General features: G+C 67.6%; 13 protein-coding genes and 1 pseudogene. 4 read left to right on the forward strand and 10 right to left on the reverse strand.

Annotated elements, in window-relative coordinates; all coding sequences use genetic code 11:
* Positions 1-94 precede the first annotated feature (94 nt).
* The gene (locus tag AVHM3334_RS23925) at positions 95-553 is read right to left on the reverse strand and encodes an Arm DNA-binding domain-containing protein (protein WP_349816626.1); all 459 of its coding nucleotides are present in this window, start codon (positions 551-553) and stop codon (positions 95-97) included.
* A gap of 550 nt (positions 554-1,103) precedes the next feature.
* Between AVHM3334_RS23925 and AVHM3334_RS16145 the strand changes: the two genes are divergently transcribed.
* A complete protein-coding gene (locus AVHM3334_RS16145; protein WP_284413928.1) occupies positions 1,104-2,285 on the forward strand; it encodes an acetyltransferase domain-containing protein in 1,182 nt (393 codons plus the stop codon).
* A gap of 33 nt (positions 2,286-2,318) precedes the next feature.
* On the opposite strand, the pseudogene dmeF reads toward AVHM3334_RS16145, so the two are convergent.
* Positions 2,319-3,347 (reverse strand): annotated as a pseudogene (dmeF, locus tag AVHM3334_RS16150) (CDF family Co(II)/Ni(II) efflux transporter DmeF).
* A 62-nt stretch (positions 3,348-3,409) separates the two neighbouring features.
* On the opposite strand from dmeF, the gene AVHM3334_RS16155 reads away from it, so the two are divergent.
* The 3 genes from AVHM3334_RS16155 to AVHM3334_RS16165 all read left to right on the forward strand — a co-directional run bounded on the left by AVHM3334_RS16155 (position 3,410) and on the right by AVHM3334_RS16165 (position 6,445).
* Positions 3,410-3,685: a metal/formaldehyde-sensitive transcriptional repressor gene (locus AVHM3334_RS16155; protein ID WP_284413930.1), complete on the forward strand. Its 276-nt coding sequence runs from the start codon at positions 3,410-3,412 to the stop codon at positions 3,683-3,685.
* A 91-nt stretch (positions 3,686-3,776) separates the two neighbouring features.
* Positions 3,777-4,988: a multidrug effflux MFS transporter gene (locus tag AVHM3334_RS16160; protein ID WP_284413932.1), complete on the forward strand. Its 1,212-nt coding sequence runs from the start codon at positions 3,777-3,779 to the stop codon at positions 4,986-4,988.
* Between the two features lie 104 nt (positions 4,989-5,092).
* The gene (locus AVHM3334_RS16165) at positions 5,093-6,445 is read left to right on the forward strand and encodes an MFS transporter (protein WP_284414037.1); all 1,353 of its coding nucleotides are present in this window, start codon (positions 5,093-5,095) and stop codon (positions 6,443-6,445) included.
* 88 nt (positions 6,446-6,533) lie between these two features.
* Here AVHM3334_RS16165 and AVHM3334_RS16170 read toward each other — a convergent pair whose 3' ends face one another.
* From AVHM3334_RS16170 to AVHM3334_RS16205, 8 genes are all read right to left on the reverse strand, one after another.
* Positions 6,534-7,679, reverse strand: a complete 1,146-nt coding sequence (locus AVHM3334_RS16170; RefSeq protein ID WP_284413934.1) for a DUF72 domain-containing protein — start codon at positions 7,677-7,679, stop codon at positions 6,534-6,536.
* Between the two features lie 20 nt (positions 7,680-7,699).
* Positions 7,700-8,104 (reverse strand): hypothetical protein, encoded by a 405-nt coding sequence (locus AVHM3334_RS16175; protein WP_284413936.1) that lies wholly within the window; start codon positions 8,102-8,104, stop codon positions 7,700-7,702.
* A gap of 110 nt (positions 8,105-8,214) precedes the next feature.
* A complete protein-coding gene (locus tag AVHM3334_RS16180; protein WP_284413938.1) occupies positions 8,215-9,393 on the reverse strand; it encodes a hypothetical protein in 1,179 nt (392 codons plus the stop codon).
* Between the two features lie 48 nt (positions 9,394-9,441).
* Complete coding sequence (locus tag AVHM3334_RS16185; protein WP_284413940.1) at positions 9,442-10,179, reverse strand: ABC transporter ATP-binding protein; 738 nt, start codon at positions 10,177-10,179, stop codon at positions 9,442-9,444.
* The gene (locus tag AVHM3334_RS16190; protein ID WP_284413942.1) at positions 10,176-10,949 is read right to left on the reverse strand and encodes an ABC transporter ATP-binding protein; all 774 of its coding nucleotides are present in this window, start codon (positions 10,947-10,949) and stop codon (positions 10,176-10,178) included. Before AVHM3334_RS16190 ends, AVHM3334_RS16185 begins: the two co-directional genes overlap by 4 nt.
* Positions 10,946-11,938: a branched-chain amino acid ABC transporter permease gene (locus tag AVHM3334_RS16195; RefSeq protein ID WP_284413944.1), complete on the reverse strand. Its 993-nt coding sequence runs from the start codon at positions 11,936-11,938 to the stop codon at positions 10,946-10,948. The genes AVHM3334_RS16190 and AVHM3334_RS16195 overlap by 4 nt, the downstream gene beginning before the upstream one ends.
* A gap of 5 nt (positions 11,939-11,943) precedes the next feature.
* Complete coding sequence (locus tag AVHM3334_RS16200; protein ID WP_284413946.1) at positions 11,944-12,864, reverse strand: branched-chain amino acid ABC transporter permease; 921 nt, start codon at positions 12,862-12,864, stop codon at positions 11,944-11,946.
* A 235-nt stretch (positions 12,865-13,099) separates the two neighbouring features.
* Complete coding sequence (locus tag AVHM3334_RS16205; protein WP_284413948.1) at positions 13,100-14,305, reverse strand: ABC transporter substrate-binding protein; 1,206 nt, start codon at positions 14,303-14,305, stop codon at positions 13,100-13,102.
* Positions 14,306-14,404: the final 99 nt, after the last annotated feature.

Genomic DNA, 14,404 nt, shown 5'->3' on the forward strand with positions numbered 1-14,404 from the left:
ATCGCTCCTCGTCAGAGAGCGCCAACTCGACCTTCGGTCTGCCCATTCTCATCGCGGTATCTCCGGTTCCAAGATACCTCAATGGCATGCACGATTAATGCCAGAAAATAACGGGACGGGACACTAGGCTGTACCTGAATATCCACGATTTCACGCCGGTGGGAGTGATCTGTAGGTAAAGGCCGCCACCGTCGCTGTAAAGCGTGGGGGCCTTCGGATGTTTGGCGGTAGCGTCGCGCACGACCGCATTGGTTAAAGCTGAGTATTTGCGTGCCATGGGTATAGTGCAATTCAATATGCGACTCACACCAAAGCACGGCGCAGTTGGGACGTTCGCGAACGCTAGCGATTCGCTAGTTTTCTCGGCTACTACGTGGCGAACCAAAGCGGCCAATCGCGCACCTTCCTCGCCCCGTCGTCCACTCCGCCATATCGAAGCCTTCGCAAGTTCTTCTTGCGAAGGCTTTTTGCTTTGCGCGAGCGCCGCATGGCTCGGGCATGCCGTTTGCCAATTCGATGCAGCAGGGGAGCGAAAGGGTTTTCGCAGACTCATTGGCACCTCTCCACTGTCCCGAAAACTGCAAACAAGGAGCGAAACGATGGCCTCCCAGTCGCCCACCTCACCTACCTTGGCCAACAGTGACGATGGCGTGTCTTTTTCGCGGTCCGCTGTGGGAGAAGAAGATCCGGGCGCTTCGCTCGATGCCGGGCATCCATTGCCAGGCAGTTCCGATCAGCCTGCAGGAAGTCATGGGGCTACGGGCGCTTTGCCACCGTTGGCGCCTGGAGACGAAGCAGCGCCCGGGACACCGGGTGCCGGCGAAAACCTTTGTCCGGCTTGCGGCGGCACGGGGAGAAACGGCACCGTTCCTTGTAGTAACTGCGAGGGGACAGGTCGAGTCACTGTCGGAATTGGCGGGGCGTGATAGCCCTCAGTACGTAGCACCATGTTGACTGGTCATGCCGGGCCGGCAGCAGGGGCAAAGTGCCCAGACGGGTAGAGCGCCAGCGGGCACAATCGCGGCTTTTCGCCCGCCTTCACCTTTAACCCGACCGAGCGAGCCGACCATTGGCACTCGCCATTCCGCGCACCTGCCCCTGCAATGCCATCTGCCCCAACGCTGCCCCTTCCGCCCGCCAGCCCTGTATCTGCCCGGCTGCAATCCATCGACGCGCTGCGCGGGCTCGTGATCCTGTTCATGCTGCTGGACCATGTGCGGGAAACGTTCTTCCTGCATTACCAGGTCGGCGACCCCATGGCCGTGGCCACCACCTCGCCCGAACTGTTCGCCAGCCGCTTGCTGGCCCATGTCTGCGCGCCGGTGTTCGTCTTTCTGACGGGCCTGTCCGCCTGCCTGTATGGCGCACGGCAGGGCGGCGGCCGGGCTTCGGCCTCGGTGTTCCTGCTGCAGCGCGGGCTGTTTCTGGTCGTACTGGAACTCACGCTGGTGAACTTCGCCTGGACCTTCCAATGGCCACCCAAGGTGGTGTATTTGCAGGTCATCTGGGTGATCGGGTTGAGCATGCTGGCCTTGGCGGGGCTGCTGTGGCTGCCGCGAAAAGCGCTGATCGCGCTGGGCGTGGTGCTCGTGGCGGGGCACAACCTGCTGGACGGCCTGCATTTTCCCGTTGGCCATGCGCTGCACATTCCCTGGGCGGTGCTCCACGACCGTGGCTGGATCGAGCTGGGCGAATCGCTGCGCCTGCGGACCTCATACCCGCTGCTGCCGTGGATCGGCGTGATCGCACTGGGCTACGCCGCAGGCCCGTGGTTTCTGGCCTCGGCCGATGCGCATGGCCGGCAGCGCCGCCTGCTTGTCTGGGGCGCAGGCCTGCTGGCAGGCTTCGCCGTGGTGCGAGCCTGGAACGTGTACGGCGACCGACCCTGGGTGCATGCAGAGACTGCTTTGGTCACGGCCATGTCGTTCTTCAACGTGACCAAGTACCCTCCATCGCTGCTGTTCATCGCGCTGACTCTGGGCATCGGCCTGCTGGTGCTGCGCGCGTTCGAGCGATTGCCGGCCGGCACCGGTCTTCGGGTGCTGGCGGTGTTCGGCGCGGCGCCCATGTTCTTTTACCTGCTGCACCTCTATGTGCTCAAGGCGCTGTACCTGGGCGCTCTGGCGTCGTGGGGCCCCAACCAGGGGCGGTATTTCGGTTTCGACGCCATGTGGGGCATCTGGCTGTGCACGGTGGTGCTGGCCGCAGCGCTCTACCCGGCGGTAAAGGCCTTCGGGGCCTTCAAGGCGCGGCGGCGCGACATCGCCTGGCTCAAATACCTGTAGCGCTGGATACGCGCATCACAGCGCGCGAATGCGTCATAAGGGCAGGGGCGAGCCTTCGTACCGATTCACTTCGATGGAGATGTGCACCAGTTCCTCATGCACGCTCAGCAGGTGTTTGAAGAAGTCGGGCGCCACGGACGCGTGGGTCGTAGACAGCGAGACGATGCAGGCATACACGCCTGTGCCTACGCGCCAGACGTGAAGGTCGCACACCGTAGCTGGTATGGGGCTCGCGGCAATGGCCTGTCGGATTTCGGCCACCACAGGCGCATCCATTTCGGCATCGAGCAGCACTTTGCCGGTGTCTCTCAGCAATCCCCAGGCCCAGCGGGCCACCAGCGCTGCGCCGAGCAGGCCCACGGCGGGGTCGAGCCAGTCGGCACCCCACAGCAGCCCACCGCCAAGCGCTGCGATGGCGAGCACAGAGGTTGCCGCGTCGGCCACCACGTGCAGGTAGGCGGATCGCAGGTTGAGGTCTGCTGGCGCTGCGCCGTGAGCATGGCCATGGCTGTGGCCGACGCGGGCATCATGCCCGTGATGCCCGTGGGGTTCGTGATGCCCGTGGGGTTCGTCGTGGGCATGGTGCGCATGCCCGCCGCGCAGCAACCAGGCGCAGGCCAGGTTGACCACCAAGCCCAGCGCGGCCGTGAAAATCGCTTGCTCGTAGTGAATGGGCGTTGGTGCCACCAGCCTTTGCAACGACTGGAGCACCATGAGGCCTGCCACGAGCAGCAAAAGAATGGCGCTGGTATAGCCCCCCAGCACTTCGATCTTCCAGGTGCCGAATGCGAAACGGCCATCGTTGGCATGGCGCCGGGCAGCGGCATATGCCACCGCGGAAAGACCCAGTGCCAGGGCGTGCGAACTCATGTGTCAGCCGTCCGCCAGCAACGCCATCGACCCGAAAGCCCAGCCCCCAGCGATCTCCGCCACCATCATGGCGGCAGTCAACACCACCGCCCACCGCGTGTTGCGCTCTGCCATCGGATTGCCTTGGCTGAAGACGTGGGGATGCTGCCAGCCTGCAGCGAGCGAGACGTCGGGGTGGTGGGTTTCGATCATGGTCTGCACCTTTTGAATACTGGCCCCCAGTATATTGAAAGCCGCTTCATACAATGCCCGCCATGGCCCATACCATCCATGGAAAAAAGAAACTTCTCGCCCGCGTGCGCCGCATCCAGGGCCAAGCTGCGGCCCTGGAGAGGGCGCTGGAACAAGACGCCGACTGTACGGCGGTGCTTCAGCAGATCGCAGCCGTTCGCGGTGCCGTGAACGGCCTGATGGCGCAGGTGCTGGAAGGCCACATCCTTCAGCACCTGGGCGATCCCGACACTCCCGCGCCGCAACGCGAGCGTGACGTGGCGACCGTGGCATCGGCTCTGCGCTCCTACCTCAAGTAAGCGATCGCGGGCATCGGCGGCGCAAACCGGGCCTGTCCGGGCTTGTAGCGCCCGCGAGCGGCGGATGCCGACCTTGGCGACAATCGGGCCCATGTTTCCTTCCGCTTTCCTTCGCATCGCCCTCGTTCTGGGCCTTCTCTCGGCCATCGGCCCTTTTGCCATCGACATGTACCTGCCAGCGCTGCCCGACATCGGGCGCAGCCTGGGCGCCCCGGTCGGCGCGGTGCAATGGAGCCTGACGGCGTTCTTTCTCTCGCTGGGGGCCGGGCAGTTGCTCTACGGACCGGTCTCCGACATGGTAGGGCGCAAGCCACCGCTGTACTTCGGGCTGCTGCTCTTCACCGTGGCCAGCGTGGGCTGCGCGCTGGCGACCGAGATCGAGATGCTGGTGGCCCTGCGCTTTCTGCAGGGCCTGGGGGCGGCGGCCGGCATGGCCATCCCGCGTGCGGTGGTGCGCGACCTGCACACCGGCACCGATGCCGCACGGCTGATGTCGCTGTTGATGCTGGTGTTCAGCGTGTCGCCCATTCTTGCGCCGCTGGCGGGCAGCGGGGTCATCGCGCTGACGGGCTGGCGCGGCGTTTTCTGGGCCGTCGCCGTCGCGGCCATCGCGGGGCTGGCGCTGGTCTACGGCGCGCTGCGTGAGACGCGCCCCGCCGCCGACCGGGTCGAAAGCAGCGTGGGCAGTGCCGTTCGCGCCTATGGCCTGCTGCTGCGGGACCGCCACTACCTGGGCCTCGTCTTCATCGGCGGCTGTGCCATGTCGGGGTTCTTCGTCTATCTGGCGGGTTCTCCGTTTGTGCTCATCAACCATTACGGGCTCACACCCACGCAGTACAGCCTGGCCTTTTCGCTCAACGCTGCGGCGTTCATCGGCTCGTCTCAGTTCACCGGCATGTTGGGCGAGCGCTTCGGCCTGGTGCCGCTGGTGAAAGCGGCCGTCAGCGCGTCCGGCGTGGTCATGGTGGCGCTGCTGGCCTATTACCTGATGGGCGGCGACCAGCTGCCTGTGCTGATCGCGCTGTATTTCGTCTCCAGTGCATTCATGGGACTGGTGATTCCCACCACTTCGGTGCTGGCGCTGGAAAAGCACGGCGCGATCGCCGGCACCGCTTCGGCGTTGCTGGGCACGCTGCAGATGCTGTCGGGGGCTGCCGCCATGGGCATCGTCGGCCTGTTCGCCAACGGCGAGCCGCTGCCCATGGTGATCGGCATGGCGGCGGGCGCGCTGGTGGCCGTGGCACTCACCTGGATCACGCTGGCCGGACTGCCCACCCACCGGGCGCGAGGGGCGCAGGCTTGAACGCCGATTCCGCCGCAGGCGACCGGTCCCGCCGGGCCGCCGCGCGGGCCGCGGCCACGCCAGCGTCGCCGGACGGCCTGCCGCCGCGCGAGCGGGCCTGGGCCATGCTGGTCATCGTCCTCGGGCTCACGGTGGCGGTGCTGGACGGCAGCATCGTCAACCTGGCGCTGCCCGGCATCGCGCGTGAGCTGAACGCCGGTGCGTCCCAGGCCATCTGGGTGGTCAACGCCTACCAGATCGCCACGCTCGTCATGCTGCTGCCGCTGGCCTCGCTGGGCGAGCGGTTCGGCTACCGGCGCGTTTACCTGCTCGGCATGGCGCTGTTCGCCGTGTCGTCCCTGGGCGCCATGCTGGCCACCTCGCTGCCCACGCTGATCGTGGCGCGCGCCGTGCAGGGCCTGGGGGCGGCCGGCATCATGAGCGTGAACGCCGCGCTGGTGCGGCTGGTCTACCCGCGCGCGCAGCTCGGCCAGGGCATGGCCATCAACTCGTTGGTCGTCGCCACCTCCTCGATGGCGGGGCCTTCGGTGGCAGCGGGCATCCTGTCGGTGGCGTCCTGGCCCTGGCTCTTCGCGCTGAATTTGCCGCTGGGCCTGTTCACCCTGTGGCTGGGGCGGCGCGCGCTGCCGTCCAACCCGCCCACCACGCACAAGGGCGCGCGCCTGACGGTGCTGGACGTCACGCTCAACATCCTCATGTTCGCGCTCATCTTCATCGGCGGCGAGCAATTGGGCGTGCGCGGAGAAGCGGCCGGAACGGCTTCGCCCCTGGGCTGGGCGTTGCTGCTGGCTGGCGTGGCGGTGGGGTGGGTGTACCTGCGGCGCCAGATGCGCCTGGCCGTGCCGCTCTTTCCGGTGGACCTGCTTCGCATTCCCGTCTTCGCACTGTCGATGGGCGCCTCGGTGAGTGCATTCTGTGCGCAGATGCTGGCCTTCCTGTCGCTGCCTTTTCTGCTGCTGGAGGCCCAGGGGCGCTCGCACCTTGAGGCCGGTCTGCTCATCACCGCCTGGCCCCTTGCGATCGTGCTGATCGCACCGCTGGCAGGGCGGCTCATCGGCCGTTTCGCAGACGGCTTGCTGGGTGGCATCGGCATGGCGGTGTTCGCGTGCGGGCTGCTCGCGCTGGCCGCCCTGCCGCCGCAGCCCGGCGTGTTCGACGTGGCGTGGCGCATGCTGCTGTGCGGTGCGGGCTTCGGGCTTTTTCAGTCGCCCAACAACCACACCATCGTGACCTCGGCCCCGCTGCACCGCTCAGGCGCGGCCAGCGGCATGCTGGGCACTGCGCGCCTTACCGGGCAGACGCTCGGCGCGGTGGTGCTGGCGGGCATCTTCGCCGTCTGGGGCCTGCACGACGGGCGGGGCGAGGCCGTCGCGCTGACGGTGGCGGCCGGCTGTGCCGCCGTGGCGGCCGTGTGCAGCGTGATGCGGTTGCGGCAGGCGCCACGGGCGCATCCCTGAAAGCACTATGGGTGTTTCAGGCCTCCAGCACAATCAATACCACGGCATGTTGCTATTAAAATAATAGCAATCGTTTCCAGGAAGGCTTTCAGGGGCCGTGGGGCTCGGGGGTGGCTGGCGGCAACTCCGGTCGGGGTGCCACCTGCTCCGCGAGGGTGTGCAAGGTCAGCGGCGCGCAGCCTTCGGCATGGTTGCTCACGGTGATGAAGGCGTTCTGTCCTGCCCCGGTGATGCCGGCGATGGTGCGCGCCAGCAGCTCGTGCACTTCCGGTGCCGGATGCACGATCCGGTCGTAGGGGGAATAAAGCGTTTCTGCGTCTTCGTAGCCGTAAGCGCCGTGCACGGGGTTCAGGTTCCACCGGCACACCAGCGGGCCGGGCCACAGCCGGCGCAGCACATGCAGTTGTTCCTGCAGCGAAGGCATCTTGGCTTGCAACCCCACGCAATACGTGGCGCCGGCCTCGCGCAAGACTTCGGCGAAGCGGGGCATGAACTCGGGCGACAGCCACTCGGGGTCGCGCACTTCCACGGCCAGCACGCCGTCCGGTGCCGTGGGCGCGAGCGGCGGCTGCGCCAGCAGCAGGGTGCGCAGACGATCCAGCACCTGCGGCAAGCGGTCCAGCTGCGCCAGGGGCAACGGGCTCAACTGAAACACCAGTGCGCCCACCTTGCGGCCCAGCCCTTCGAGCGCTGGCGCCACGAATTCCTGCGTGGCGAGCGCAGCATCCAGAAACGCCGGGTTGGCCTGCCGCCCGCGCCCGTCTTCGCCGCGCACCAGCGCATCGGTCACCAGGCTGGGCGCCTTCACCACGAAGCGAAAATCGTCCGGCACCTGCGCCGCATAGCGCTCGTACTGGCTCACGGTGAGCGGCCGGTAGAAGCTGCGGTCGATGCTGACCGTGCGCATGAGCGGGTGCTGGGCATAGACCGGCAATCCGTTCTTGGAGAGTACCTGCTCGGAATGCTCGCCCTCCCACAGCAGACCCTTCCAGCCGGGATACGTCCAGGACGACGTGCCCATGCGCAGGCGGGGCGGCAGCCGCGCCGCGAGTTGGCGCAGTTCTTCGTCCCACTGCGCCGGGTGCACGGTACCGCTGCGGCGCACGGCGGGCGCCTTCGCAGGCTGGGCGGCCCCCTTCGGCCGAGCCGCATCTGTTGCAGCGGGCTCTGCAGGCGCTGTGGGGGGCTCGGGCGGCGCAGGCAGATCGCCGAAAAGATCGTCTTGGTCTTGCATGGGTCGAATCGATGGGTCTTTCAATCCCCTGAAAACAGCCCGCCTTCATTGAGCAATTCGTAGGCAATGTCCGGGTGCCGGTCCATGCTCTTCTTGATCGCGGCGGGAATCGCCTGCCGCGTCTTGCGGCACAGCCCGCGTTGCTCCAGGACCAGGATCGCGATGCCGCGCAGGCTGCGCACTTCGTTGGGGCTGGTGGTGATGCTCAGGCGAATGCCCAGTTGCTCGTCCAGCCGGGCCTGCATGCGGCGCAAATCGGCCAGGCTGCCCAGGTTTTCCAGCCGCTCGATGAGCCGCTTTTCTTCATCGCGGGTGAGGCGCAGCACCCGCAGATCGCCGCTCGGTGCCTGCAGCAGCGCATCCCGATCGCACACGCACGCGCCCGGCGGGCATTCGGTGCGGATGGCGAAAGGCAAGGGCGTCATGGATGGATGAATGGATGGGCGATGGCGTGGCGTGGGCCGCCGTGGCGGCCTGTGCATTTTAGGGAAGCACCATGGCCCCCGTGGCGACACGGGTAGGGGTGTCAGCGTCTTCAATGCGCGCTGTACACCAGCCCTGGCCGGGTGCCATCCAGATCGTCGGTTTCGGAATCTTCCACGGGTTCGTTGCCGAACGTGCGGCCCAGCGCCACGAAGCGGTAGGCACCCTTGCGGTCGGTGTAAACGGCCCAGCCGGTCGGGGTGATGGCAATGCAGTGCCAGGGGCCGGCAACGCGCGCATCCACCACGGTGGCCACCGGTTGTCCATCGGCTGTGCGGTAGATGCGCAGCTCGCCGGTGCCTCGTGGGAGAGCGGCCTCTGCAGCAGATGCCTTGTCGGGCAAGGCGGTTGCTTGATCAGGGCGCTGTACCTCGCGCATGGCAAACAGCCCTCCCGGCGCCAGGCGCAAGGGCCCGTTGACCGCGTCTGCAACTGCCGCCAGCCGAACAAAGCGCCGCGTTGCGCGATCGGCAAAGCCTGCGCCGGCCCGAGGCTGAGCTTGGGGCTTGTCCGCGGCAGCGAATTCGACCAGGGACACATTGCCAGACCATTGCGTGGGTCGTGCAAAGGCAATCCCTTGGCCGCCCGCATATCCCGCTATTTCTGCCGTGGCGTCAGGCTCTGCCTCGGGCGCTCGTGGCACCCATTGGCCGGTGCGTGGGCCGGGAACCATGCGTGGCGGTGCGCCATTGAGGACGTCGAACCTTCCCAGGTCCGCCTGTTGTTGCAGCGCCCAGTCGGGCAGCGAGAAGGTCAGCAGGCGATACGCCTTCTTTCCGTCGTCATTGCCGCGATAGAACTGGGCCGATGCCACCACTTGCACGGCGTGCTGGCCCGGGCTGCCCGCCGCGCGGGCCGCGGGGACCGGCCGTGCCAGGCAACTGTCGGGCCGGGCGCCCGGCGACGGCGCAGCCGCCACGGCGGCCGGTGTGCCGCTGCGATCGCTGAGCTGAAACGAGGCGACCTTGGCTGGCTGGGCCAGATCGAGCTTGTCCACCGTTCCACTGCAATACACCACGTAGAGAAATGCCGGCGGCGTTGGACCGACGCTGCCGGAATCCCTTGCGGCCACGCCAGGCCGGGTTGAGGCGGCGTGCGCCAGGTCGAGGTCTTTGCCGGGGCAGGTGCCTGGCAGCAGACCTGCGGCGATGGCGACCACGGCCGTGGCATGGCGGATGGTCGGCCTGTTGGTGGTCGGGAACAGTGAGAGAGCGATCTGGAGCGGCGTCATGAAAGAAGGCGTGCCCGCACCAGCGGTGCGAGCGGTTTTTCCGCCAGCCTACACGGTCAGGTACCGCGCCCAGAGACTCCGGTCCGCGTTCAGCGCGGCCGAATCCCCTTGCCACACCACGCGCCCGCGCTCCAGGATCACGTGGCGGTCGGCCAGGTCCACGAGGCGGTGCACGTATTTGTCCACCACCAGAATGGTTTGTCCGGCGGCCTTGAGGGCGGCCAGGCAGCGCCAGATCTCTTCGCGGATCACCGGCGCCAGGCCTTCGGTGGCTTCGTCCAGGATGAGCAGGCGCGGGTTGGTGGACAGGGCGCGGCCGATGGCCAGCATTTGCTGTTCGCCGCCCGATAGCTGGTTGCCCAGGTGGTGCTCGCGCTCCTTCAAGCGTGGAAACACGCCGTAGATGCGTTGCAGATCCCAGGGGTCGCCCAGGCCGTTGCGGCGGTCGGCGAAGGCCAGCAGGTGCTCGCGCACGCTGAGATTGGGGAACACGTGGCGCCCCTCGGGCACGATCGCCAGGCCCAGGCGGGCGATGGCATCGCTTTTCATCGCGCCGATGGCCTGGCCCGCAAAGCGGATGCTGCCCGCCGTGGGGCGCAGGGCGCCGACCAGTGTCTTGATGGTGGTGCTCTTTCCCATGCCGTTGCGCCCCAGCAGCGACACCACCTCGCCCGCGGCGATGTCGAGGTGGATGCCGAACAGCACCTGGCTCACGCCGTAGCCGGCCTCCACGGCCTGGCAGCTCAGCAGGGGCGCTTCTTCGCGGACGGTTTCGGGCGAGTTCATGCGGCGGTCTCCAGCGCGTCGTTGCCGATGGTTTCGGTGCCCAGGTACACCGCCTGCACTTCGGGGTGGTTGCGGATCTCGTCGGGCGTTCCGGCGGTGAGCACGCGGCCATACACCAGCACCGAGATGCGGTCGGCCAGGCGGAACACGGCCTCCATGTCGTGCTCGATCAGCAGCACGGCCATGTCCTGGCGCAGGGTTTCGATGAGTTGCACCATCTGCAGCGACTCGTCGGGCCCCATGCCCGCCATGGGTTCGTCGAGCAGCAGCAGTTTCGGGGCAGAGGCCAGCGCCAGGGCCACGTCGAGCGTGCGCTGTGCGCCGTGCGGCAGCGCGCCGGCGATGGCGTCCATGCCGTGCTGCAGCCCCACGCGCTCGGCCAGCCGGTCCGCGCCCTCGTAAAGGCTCCGGGCGTGCGACCTCGGCTGCAGGAACCGAAAGCTCGATCCGCTGTGCGCCTGCACCGCCAGCAGCAGGTTGTCGCGCACGGTCTGGCGGGGAAAGATGCGCGTCACCTGGAAGCAGCGCGACAGGCCCGCGCCCACGCGGCGGTGCATGGGCAGGGCGGTGATGTCGGCGCCATCCAGCAGCACGCGCCCAGCGTCGGGTGCCAGCAGCCCCGAGATCTGGTTGACCAGCGTGGTCTTGCCCGCGCCGTTGGGGCCGATGAGGGCGTGCACCTCGCCGTGCGCCACCGTCAGGCTCACATGGTCGGTGGCGAGCAGACCGCCGAAGCGCTTGACCAGGCCATCCACTTGAAAGAGGCTCATCGCGAACTCCTTGCGCGCAGGTCGGCCAGCGCGGCGAGGCCCTTGGGTGCGTAGAGTGCGGTGGCGATCAGCAAGATGCCCAGCGGCATGTGCCAGTGGTCGGTGTTGAGCTTGAGCACTTCTTCCAGCGTGAGCCAGACGGCCGCGCCCAGCGGCCCGCCCCAGCGCCGGCCCAGGCCGCCGATCACCACCATCACGATCAGCGTCGCCGACTGCGTCCAATGCATGGTCGATGGGCTCACGAAACTGTTGCCGGTGGCCAGCAGCGCGCCCGCCAGGCCCGCCACGGCGCCGGCCAGCGTGAAGGCCGTGAGCTGCAGCAGATACACCGGATAGCCCAGGGCCCGCATGCGGGTTTCGTTGTCGCGAATGCCGGCCAGCGCCATGCCGAAGCGCGAGGCCGTGGCCCGGTCGAGCCACCACAGCACCAGCGCGACCAGGGCCAGCACCACCCAGTACAGCGTGGGCTCGTGCATCGTGTCCAGCCCCAAGCCCAGCACCGGCCGCATGGGCAGGCCGTAGCCGTCGTCGCCGCCGTAGCTGCGCAGCGAGACGAAGACGAAGTACAGCATCTGCGCAAACGCCAGCGTGATCATGATGAAGTACACGCCCTTGGTGCGCAGCGAGATCGCCCCGATCAGCGCCGCAGCCAGTGCGGCCAGCACCATCGCCGCGCCCCACACGAACCAGGCCGATGTGGCGCCCGCATCGGTCAGCACCACCACCGCATAGGCGCCGACGCCCACGAAGCCCGCATGGCCCAGCGCCACCATGCCGCCGAACCCCATGATGAAGTTCAGGCTGGCGGCCGCCAGCGCCACCACCAGCACCCGGCGCACGAAGCCGATGTAGAAGTCGAGCCCCATGGCCGACGCCGCGAGCGGAAACAGCGCCAGCGCCACCAGGAGGACCAGCGGCAGCAGCGCACCGCGCCAGCGCGGTGCCGAAGGGCGCGCCGGCAGGGCAGAAGAAGTCGAGAGGGCAGACATGTCGCTCAGGCCTTGGCAGAAAACAGCCCCGCGGGGCGAAAGCTCAAGCACGCGGCCATCAGGGCGTACATGGCCACTTCGGCGAACAGCGGGCCCAGGTCGGCTGCCACGGCGGGCGGCAGCGTGGCGCGCAGCAGCATGGGCAGGAAGGCGCGGCCGATGGTGTCCACCAGCCCGACCAGCAGCGCCGCCACGAAGGCGCCGCGCACCGATCCGATGCCCCCGATCACGATCACCACCAGCGCCGGAATCAGGATGGCCTCGCCCATGCCCACCTGCACGGCCACCAGCGGGCCCATCAGCGCGCCGGCCAGCGCCGCCAGTGCGGCGCCCAGCACGAACACGCCGAAGAACACCCGCTTGACGCGCACGCCCATCAGCTCGGCCATCCAGCGGTCCGAGGCGCCGGCCCGCACCAGCATGCCCACGCGGCTGTGGTTGACCAGCAGGTACAGCAGCACGGCCACGAGCACGCCCGCGCCCAGCACCACCAGCCGGTAGGAGGGGTAGGGCAGGCCGGCGAACAGTTCCACCGGCCCCGAGAGCCAGCCCGGCGTAGGCGCCATCACGGGCGACGGACCCCACAGCATCTTCACGGCATCGTCCGCCACGAGGATCACGCCGAAGGTGGCCAGCACCTGGGCCAGGTGGTCGCGCCCGTAGAGGCGGCGCATCAGCGTGGCCTCCAGCAGCGCGGCCACCAGCACCGTGACCGCGATGGCCGCCAGCACCGCGATGGCGAACGAGCCGCTCTGCACATGCACCGTGGCCGCCACGTAGGCGCCCACCATGAAGAGCGAGCCGTGCGAGAGATTCATCACGTCCATGATCCCGAAGACCAGGGTGAGGCCCGCTGCGATCAGAAAGAGCATGAGCCCGTAGCCCGCACCGTTGAGCAACTGTTCGAAGACGAGAATCCAGTTCATGGCGTGGCGGCAGTGCGCGGGAAGGTGGTCGATGTCATCGGGGAAATTTCATGGCGGCACGCCCCCGCGCAGCCTTTGAAAGCAGCGCTTGGGGCAACGGGCAGTCCTGGCCGGCAGGTGGGGGGCGGGGGCGGCCGTTTTCTTGAAAGCGGCGCCTCAGCCACTGGCGAAGTCTCCGGGTCGCGTCGGGGTCGCGTCCGGCTCGCGGGGCGTGCGGCGATTCGGAAAGACCCGGCTATTTCAGCTTGCACTGGTCGGCGAACGAGTCGCCGTAGTTCTCCAGCACCGTCTTGATGGTCTTGTTGGTGATGCGGCCCTCGGCGTTCTTGCCGATGGTGCGCAGGTAGAAGTTCTGCACCGGGTAGTGGTTGTTGGCGTAGCGGAAGCTGCCGCGCACCGACGGGAACTGCGCCTTGGCCAGCGCCTTGATCAGTGCCTCGCGGTCGGCCACCTTGCCGCCCACGGCCTTCACGGCCGAGTCCATGGCGATGATCACGTCGAAGGCCTGCGCGGCGTAGATGGACGGATAGCGCCCGCCGTATTCCTTGCGGAACGCAGCCACGAAAGCCTTGTTGGCCGGATTGTCCAGGTCATGCGCCCAGTGCGAGGTGTTGAACATGCCCAGCATCGGATCGCCCACGGCGCCGATCACGTCTTCGTCGGCCGAGAAGCCGCTGGTCACCAGCGTGATGTCCTTGGACAGCCCCGCGCCCACGAACTGCTTGATGAAGTTGATGCCCATGGCCCCGGGCAGGAAGAAGTACACGGCCTCCGGCTTGGTGGCACGCAGTTGCGCCAGCTCGGTCGCGTAGTCGATCTGGCCGAGCTTGGTGTACATCTCGTCCGCCACCGCGCCCTTGTACTTGCGCTTGAAGCCGTTCAAGCCGTCCTTGCCGGCCGGGTAGTTGGGCGCGATCAGCACCATGCGCTTGAAGCCGCGATCGGCCGCGAACTGGCCGGCGGCTTCGTGGTACTGGTCGTTTTGGTAGGCGGTGCCGAAGAAATAGGCGTTGCACTGGGCGCCCGCCAGCTGGCTCGGGCCTGCGTTGTTCGACAGGTAAGGCACCTTGGCCGCGAACAGCGTGGGCGCGACGGCCAGCGCCACGTTGGACGGAATCGGGCCGGTGAACAGGTCGATCTTCTCGCGCTGGACGAAGCGGTCCACCAGTTGCTTGGCCTGCTCGGGGTTGCCGCCCATGTCGGTCTGCAAGAACTGCGCGGGCTGGCCGCCCAGCTTGCCGTCCAGCTGCTTGATGGCCAGCGCGAAGCCGTCCCGTGCCTCGGCGCCCAGGCCGGCGAACGGGCCGGAGATGTCCAGCGCGATGCCCACCTTGATGGGGGCCTGCTGGGCCAGCACCGGCAGGCTGGCGCATGCGGCCAGCGCGAAGAGGGCCACTGCCCCGAGGCGGGGGCGCAGTGAGATGCGGGAGAGTTGTGCCATTCGTCAGTCCTTATCCATCAAACCAAGGAAAACAAACCAGGATCGCTGCAGGGGCGGCGGCAGGACCGCTGCGGTGCCGGAAGGCCCCACTTCGGCCCG

Origin of the sequence: Acidovorax sp. SUPP3334, from assembly GCF_030159055.1 — a bacterium.
Taxonomy (GTDB): Bacteria; Pseudomonadota; Gammaproteobacteria; order Burkholderiales; family Burkholderiaceae_C; genus Paracidovorax.

Bases quoted from the DNA above. Each gene is read 5' to 3' on its own strand.
- AVHM3334_RS16200 (WP_284413946.1), bottom strand. From the start codon at position 12,864: ATGAACTGGATTCTCGTCTTCGAACAGTTGCTCAACGGTGCGGGCTAC.
- AVHM3334_RS16180 (WP_284413938.1), bottom strand. From the start codon at position 9,393: ATGACGCCGCTCCAGATCGCTCTCTCACTGTTCCCGACCACCAACAGG.
- AVHM3334_RS16165 (WP_284414037.1), top strand. From the start codon at position 5,093: ATGCTGGTCATCGTCCTCGGGCTCACGGTGGCGGTGCTGGACGGCAGC.
- AVHM3334_RS16155 (WP_284413930.1), top strand. From the start codon at position 3,410: ATGGCCCATACCATCCATGGAAAAAAGAAACTTCTCGCCCGCGTGCGC.
- AVHM3334_RS16170 (WP_284413934.1), bottom strand. From the start codon at position 7,679: ATGCAAGACCAAGACGATCTTTTCGGCGATCTGCCTGCGCCGCCCGAG.
- AVHM3334_RS16175 (WP_284413936.1), bottom strand. From the start codon at position 8,104: ATGACGCCCTTGCCTTTCGCCATCCGCACCGAATGCCCGCCGGGCGCG.
- AVHM3334_RS16205 (WP_284413948.1), bottom strand. From the start codon at position 14,305: ATGGCACAACTCTCCCGCATCTCACTGCGCCCCCGCCTCGGGGCAGTG.
- AVHM3334_RS16185 (WP_284413940.1), bottom strand. From the start codon at position 10,179: ATGAACTCGCCCGAAACCGTCCGCGAAGAAGCGCCCCTGCTGAGCTGC.
- AVHM3334_RS16145 (WP_284413928.1), top strand. From the start codon at position 1,104: ATGCCATCTGCCCCAACGCTGCCCCTTCCGCCCGCCAGCCCTGTATCT.
- AVHM3334_RS16190 (WP_284413942.1), bottom strand. From the start codon at position 10,949: ATGAGCCTCTTTCAAGTGGATGGCCTGGTCAAGCGCTTCGGCGGTCTG.
- AVHM3334_RS16195 (WP_284413944.1), bottom strand. From the start codon at position 11,938: ATGTCTGCCCTCTCGACTTCTTCTGCCCTGCCGGCGCGCCCTTCGGCA.
- AVHM3334_RS23925 (WP_349816626.1), bottom strand. From the start codon at position 553: ATGAGTCTGCGAAAACCCTTTCGCTCCCCTGCTGCATCGAATTGGCAA.
- AVHM3334_RS16160 (WP_284413932.1), top strand. From the start codon at position 3,777: ATGTTTCCTTCCGCTTTCCTTCGCATCGCCCTCGTTCTGGGCCTTCTC.